Genomic DNA, 7025 nt, shown 5'->3' on the forward strand with positions numbered 1-7025 from the left:
TCGCCCGGCATTTGGTGACCGGACACGGTGTACGGCACGTGCTGCTGGCCAGCCGGAGCGGACCGGACGCCGAAGGTGCGGCGGCACTGCACGAGGAGCTGACCGGCCTGGGCGCGACCGTCACCATCGTCGCGTGCGACACCGCTGACCGGGACGCGCTCGCCGCGCTCCTGGCCGCCGTACCGGACGCACACCCGCTCACCGCCATCGTTCATACCGCCGGAGTTCTCGACGACGGCGTGATCACCGCCCTGACGCCGGAGCGTTTCGACACCGTCCTGCGGCCGAAACTTGATGCGGCGTTGCACCTGCACGAACTGACCCGGGACATCGACCTTGCGGCGTTCGTCCTCTTCTCCTCCGCCGCCGGAGTGCTGGGCAACCCTGGCCAGGGCAACTACGCCGCCGCCAACGCCTGCCTGGACGCCCTCGCCCTCCACCGCCGCCACTCCAGCCTGCCCGCCACATCCCTCGCATGGGGCTACTGGAACGACGCCAGCGGCATGACCCGACACCTCGGTGCCACAGACCTGCACCGCACCCGGCGCCTCGGCATGGTCGGGCTGTCCGCCGCCGAGGGCATGGCGCTCTTCGACACGGCCCTGCGGGCGGGCGACGAGGCCCCTGCCGCGCTCGTGGCCACCCGGTTCGACCTGCCCGCACTGAGGGCATCCGCCCGCGCCGGAACTCCTGCAGCACCGCTGCTGCGCGGACTCGCGCCTGCTCCGCGGCCAGCGGCCGCGTCCTCGCACACGGCCGTAACCGACTCCCTGCGTCAGCGGCTCGACCGCCTGGGCAAGCGGGAGTGCACAGAGGCACTGGTGGACCTCGTCCGCCGGAACGCCGCCCAGGTGCTCGGCCATTCCGGCGCTGACGCCATCCGCGCCGACCGTGCCTTCAAGGACGCCGGCTTCGACTCGCTGACCGCCATCGAGATGCGCAACCGGCTCGCGGCTGCGACCGCTCTCAGCCTCCCTTCCACCATCGTCTTCGACTACCCGAAGCCGACGTTGCTCGCCGACCACCTGCGTGCACGGCTCTTCGGCGACGACGAACAGTGGGGCGACGGCCAGGAGCGGAGCGCTGAGGGGCACACCACCGCCACGGTGGCTGCCCTCTCGGACGATCCAATCGCCATCGTCGCGATGGCCTGCCGCTTCCCCGGCGGTGTGGAAAGCCCTGAGGACTTGTGGAGGCTGGTTGCCGACGGCGTCGACGCCATCGGAGAGTTCCCCGACGACCGCGGCTGGGACATCGACCGGCACTACGACGCCGACCCTGACAGTGTCGGCAAGACCTACGTACGGCACGGCGCGTTCCTCGACGACGCGACCGGTTTCGACGCTGCGTTCTTCGGGATCTCACCGAACGAGGCGCTCGCGATGGACCCCCAGCAGCGGCTGCTCCTGGAAACCTCCTGGGAGGCGTTCGAACGCGCCGCGATCGACCCGAGCGGGGTCGCCGGGCAGGACATCGGCGTCTTCGTCGGCGTCAACAGCCACGACTACGCCGTACGGACGCACCACGCGTCCGGCATTGAAGGCTTCCGCCTGACCGGCAATTCCGGCAGCGTCATCTCAGGCCGGATCGCCTACCAGTTCGGCTTCGAGGGCCCGGCCATCACGATCGACACCGCCTGCTCGTCCTCGCTCGTCGCCCTCCACATGGCGGCCCGCGCCCTTCAGCAGGGCGAGTGCTCCATGGCCCTCGCCGGCGGCGTGATGGTCATGGGCAACCTGGAGACCTTCGTCGAGTTCTCCCGGCAGCGCGGCCTCTCCCAGGACGGCCGCTGCAAGGCCTTCGCCGACGCGGCGGACGGAACGGGCTGGTCCGAGGGCGTCGGCGTGCTCCTCGTAGAACGGCTCTCCGACGCACGCCGCTGCGGCCACCAGGTCCTCGCGGTGGTCCGAGGCACCGCGGTCAACCAGGACGGTGCGTCCAACGGACTTACGGCGCCGAACGGACTCTCACAGCAGCGGGTGATCCGCAAGGCGCTCGCCGACGCCGGTCTGTCGACAACGGATGTGGACGCGGTCGAGGGCCACGGCACGGGAACGGTCCTTGGTGACCCAATCGAGGCGCAGGCATTGCTCGCTACCTACGGGCAGGGCCGACCCGCCGACCGCCCGCTGTGGCTCGGCTCGGTCAAGTCCAACATCGGGCACACGCAAGCCGCGGCCGGTATGGCAGGCGTCATCAAAATGGTGATGGCGATGCGGCACGGCGTCTTGCCCCGCACGCTGCACGTGGACCGGCCCTCGACCCACATGGACTGGTCCACGGGAGCGGTGGAACTGCTCGCGGAGACTCGTCGGTGGCCCGAGACCGGGCGCCCGCGGCGCGCTGGTATCTCGTCCTTCGGTATCGGTGGCACCAACGCGCACGTCGTGATCCAGCAGGCGCCGGTGGAGGACGCTGAGGTCTCCGACCGGGCGGCGACGAACGAACTGGCTGGCATCGGATCGGCAACCGCCTCCGACCAGGTGCATGCAGCCGATGCGGCACCCGCCACAGATCTCGTATCGTCAGGTTCCGCTCTTCTGCCCGTGCCCGTGTCGGCCCGGACAGCGGCGGCTCTGCGCGCCCAGGCCGGGCGCCTTGCTCGCTTCGTCGAGGCACGCCCTGAGCCGGCCCTCACCGACACCGCGCACGCGCTGGCCACCACTCGTGCCCAGCTCGACCACCGGGCGGTCCTGCTGGCCACCGACCGGCAGCAGCTTGCCGATGCGCTGCGCGCTCTCGGCAACGGCACGCCCACTGCCGGCACCGTCACCGGCAGCCCCTCCGAGGGCAAGCTGGCCTTCCTCTTCACCGGGCAGGGCAGCCAGTGGGCCGGCATGGGCCGTGAACTCGCTGAGCGTCACCCGCTCTTCCGGAACGCCTTCACCGCCGCGTGCGAGGCTGTCGAACGACACTTGGACGGTCATCTGGAACGGCCGCTGCGCGAGGTGGTGTTCGCCGAGCCCGGCACGGCGGAGGCCGCACTGCTCGACCGTACCCTGTACACGCAGACAGGTCTCTTCGCCCTGGAGACCGCTCTGTTCCAGCTCTTCGCCTCCTGGGGCGTACGTCCGGACCTGGTTGCCGGACACTCGATCGGCGAGATCTCCGCCGCTTGTGCCGCCGGAGTCCTTGACTTGGCGGAGGCAGGCGAACTGGTGGCCGTCCGCGCCCGGTTGATGCAGGCCCTGCCCGAGGGCGGCGCGATGGTCGCCGTACAGGCGACCGAGGCCGAGGTCGCACCACTGCTGGAGGGGGCCACGGGCGACATCGCGATCGCCGCAGTCAACGGACCCAGCGCCATCGTCCTCTCCGGTACCGAGGACACCGTCCTCGACGTGGCCGCGCGACTGGCCGAACAGGGCCGGAAGACCAAACGCCTGAAGGTAAGTCATGCCTTCCACTCGCCACTGATGGCCCCCATGCTCGACGAGTTCCGAGCGGTCATTGCCCGGCTGCGTCCCCGCCCAGCCGCCATCCCCGTCATCTCCACGCTCACCGGTGCGCTTGCGAAGGACGGCCGGTTCGCCACCCCGGAGTACTGGGCCGACCAAGTGCGCCATGCCGTGCGGTTCGCCGACGCGGTCACCGCGCTGCGCGACCAGGGCGCCGAAACCCTCCTGGAGGTCGGACCCGGCGGCGGCCTGACCGCGATCGCCCTCGACACGCTTGGCACGGACCACCGGGGCTGCTTCGCCACCCTGAGCGAGGACTGCTCGGAGGAGACCGCCGTCCTCACCGCACTCGCCGAGCTGCATGTCCGCGGCACGGACATCGACTGGTCCGCTCTCCTCGGCACCCCGGCCACGGCGATCGGTACCGAGCTGCCCACGTACGCCTTCCAGCACCAGCGCTACTGGGTCGAACCCGAGACCACCGCCACCGACGCCGAGGCGCTCGGCGCCCGCCCCACCGGGCACCCGCTGCTCGGCACGGCAGTCGAGATCCCCGACGACGACCACGTCAGCCCGGTCAGCGACGGCGGCACCCGTGTGGTGCTCACCGGGCGGCTCGACCGGCGTGCCCTCGGTCGGCTCGTCGATCCCGGCGCCGACACCGTTCCGGCCGCCGTACTCCTCGACCTGCTGGTCCACGCCGGAACCGAGGCGGGCAGCGGCGCCGTCGAGCAGATCATCGTCGACACCCCGCTGACCGTGCCCGAACACGGCCACCTCCAGCTCCGTGTCCACGTCGACGTCCCCGGCCGGGACGGGCTGCGCCCGGTCGTCGTCCACAGCAGGCGTGCTGGCGACGAGTACAGCACCTGGACGCGCCACGCCCGCGCAGTGCTCCGGCCCGGCCTGCCCACGCCATCCTTCGATCTGCGCACCTGGCCGGCCACCGGAGCCGACGCCCCGGCGGACCTCCTCGACATCCGCGGGGTACGAGGCATACACGGACTGACGGACCAAGATGGCCGGCTCTTCGCCGACGTCTCCCTGCCTCCGGAACTCGTCGACGAGGCCGCGGGGTTCGCCCTCCATCCCGGACTCCTCGACACAGTCCTTCGCCTCCTGGCCGGCCGCACCGGTGAGAGCGAGCGCGATCTCACCGTCTGCGCCGACTTGGCCGTGTACGCCGAGGGCGCCACCGCCCTGCGGCTGCGGGCCACGCCGGTGGAGGGCGGACGCCACCTCGTGGAGCTCGCCGACCACACGGGCGAACCGGTCGCCGCGCTCGGACCACTGACCCTGGGCCGCACGGACAGCACCGTTGTCGCCACCGCGGTCGGCACCCCCGCTCTTCACGAGGCACGGTCGGCAGAGGACGGTCCGTTCGTCCGACGGGTTGTGGGACGTCCGGCCGCTGAGAGCGGATCGCTGGCCCACCGGCTCGCCGCGCTCGGAGCCACCGAACAGCAGCGCGTCCTGCTGGACCTCGTGAAGGAGAGCGCGGCTGTCGTTCTCGGCCACACCAGCGCCGAAGCCCTCGACGAGAAGCAGCCCTTCAAGGACCTCGGCTTCGATTCCCTCAGTGCCGTCAAACTTCGCAACCGGTTGCACGACTTCACCGGTATGAGTCTCCCCAGCAGCCTTGCCTTCGACTTCCCGAACCCTTCGGCCCTCGCCTGGCACCTGCGTACCGAACTGCTCGGTGAGGAAGCCACGAACCTGTCGGTTGGAGTCGTCCCATCCGGACCCGTCGTGCTCGCGGACCCCGACGAGCCGATCGCCATCATCGCCATGAGCACACGCCTGCCCGGGGGCGTCGACAGCCCCGAGGAACTGTGGCGGCTGGTTGCCGAGGAGCGCGACGCGCTCTCCGGCTTCCCGCAGAACCGGAATTGGGACGTCGACAAGCTTTACCACCCCGACCCCACCCACCCTGGCACCACCTACACCCGCGTCGGCGGATTCCTGCACGACGCCGCCCAGTTCGACGCCGGACTCTTCGGGATCTCGCCGCGCGAGGCCCTCGCGATGGATCCGCAGCAGCGGCTGCTCCTGGAGACCTCATGGGAGGCCCTGGAGCGGGCCGGAATCGACCCCCTCTCCGCCCGGGGCCGTGACATCGGTGTTTTCACCGGCATCGTCCACCACGACTACGTCACCCGACTGCGGAAGATCCCCGAGGACGTCCGGGGCTACGTGATGACCGGAACTTCGTCGAGCGTGGCGTCGGGACGCGTGTCGTACGTGTTCGGCTTCGAGGGGCCGGCGGTGACCATCGACACGGCCTGCTCGTCCTCCCTCGTGGCGATGCACCTGGCGGCCCAGGCGCTACGGCGCGGAGAGTGCTCGCTCGCCCTCGCGGGCGGTGCGACCGTCATGTCCAGTCCGGACGCCTTCGTGGAGTTCACCCGCCAGCGCGGTCTCTCCGCCGACGGCCGGTGCAAGGCATACTCCTCGACCGCCGACGGTACCGGCTGGGCCGAGGGCGTGGGCGTCATCGTCATGGAGCGCCTGTCGGAGGCCCGCCGCAACGGCCACCGGATCCTGGCCGTGCTGCGCGGCAGCGCCGTCAACCAGGACGGCGCCTCGAACGGCCTGACCGCTCCCAACGGACCTTCCCAGCAGCGCGTCATCCGGCGCGCTCTGTCTGACGCGGGCCTGTCGGCGCAGGACATCGACATGGTCGAGGGCCACGGCACCGGTACATCCCTGGGTGACCCGATCGAGGTCCAGGCACTGCTTGCCACCTACGGACAGGACCGGCCCGCCGACCGTCCGCTGTGGCTCGGCTCGCTGAAGTCCAACATCGGCCACACCCAGGCAGCGGCGGGTGTCTCCGGCGTCATCAAGATGGTCGAGGCGCTGCGACGCGGAGTCATGCCGCCGACGCTCCATGTGGAGGAGCCGACACCGCAGGTGGACTGGACGGCCGGCGCGGTCGAACTGCTCAGAGAGGCGCGGGAATGGCCGGACACGGGCCGGCCGCGCCGAGCCGCCGTCTCCTCCTTCGGTGCGAGCGGCACCAACGCCCACGTGATCCTGGAGGAGTCACCCGAAGAACCCGTCGAGGCGTCGGCGGCAGAGAGCGGCGTGGAGCTGCCCGCGTCGCCCGTCGTGGTGCCCCTGGTGGTGTCGGCGCGGAGTCCTGGTTCGCTGGTGGGGCAGGCGGAGCGGCTGGTGTCGTTCGTCGGGGAGAACGCGGGCACACTGCCGCATGTGGCGGGTGCGTTGGTCGCTCAGCGGGCGATGCTGTCCGAGCGTGCGGTGATCGTGGCCGACTCCGGGGAGGAGGCGTTGGCGGGTCTGGGGGCGCTGGCGCGGGGCGAGTCCCATCCCGGTCTGGTCACCGGCAGCGCGGTGAGTGCGGGGCGGACGGTTCTGGTGTTCCCGGGGCAGGGTTCGCAGTGGGCTGGTATGGGCCGTGAGCTCCTTGAGTCGTCGCCGGTGTTCGCGGAGCGGATCGGGGAGTGTGCTGCGGCGCTTGGGCGGTGGGTGGACTGGTCGTTGGTGGATGTGTTGCGGGGGGATGTTCCGGCTGCTCTGTTGGAGCGGGTGGATGTGGTGCAGCCGGCGAGTTTCGCGGTGATGGTGGGTTTGGCTGCGGTGTGGGCGTCGGTGGGTGTGGTGCCGGAT

The 7025-nt window shown here is 70.9% G+C and carries 1 protein-coding gene; it reads left to right on the plus strand.

What is annotated here, in order from left to right; translation table 11 throughout:
* Window positions 1–7025 (plus strand): type I polyketide synthase (locus B100_RS0133350; protein WP_024888667.1); only part of this gene is annotated, 7025 nt, incomplete at both ends.

This window comes from Streptomyces sp. CNH189, assembly GCF_000527195.1.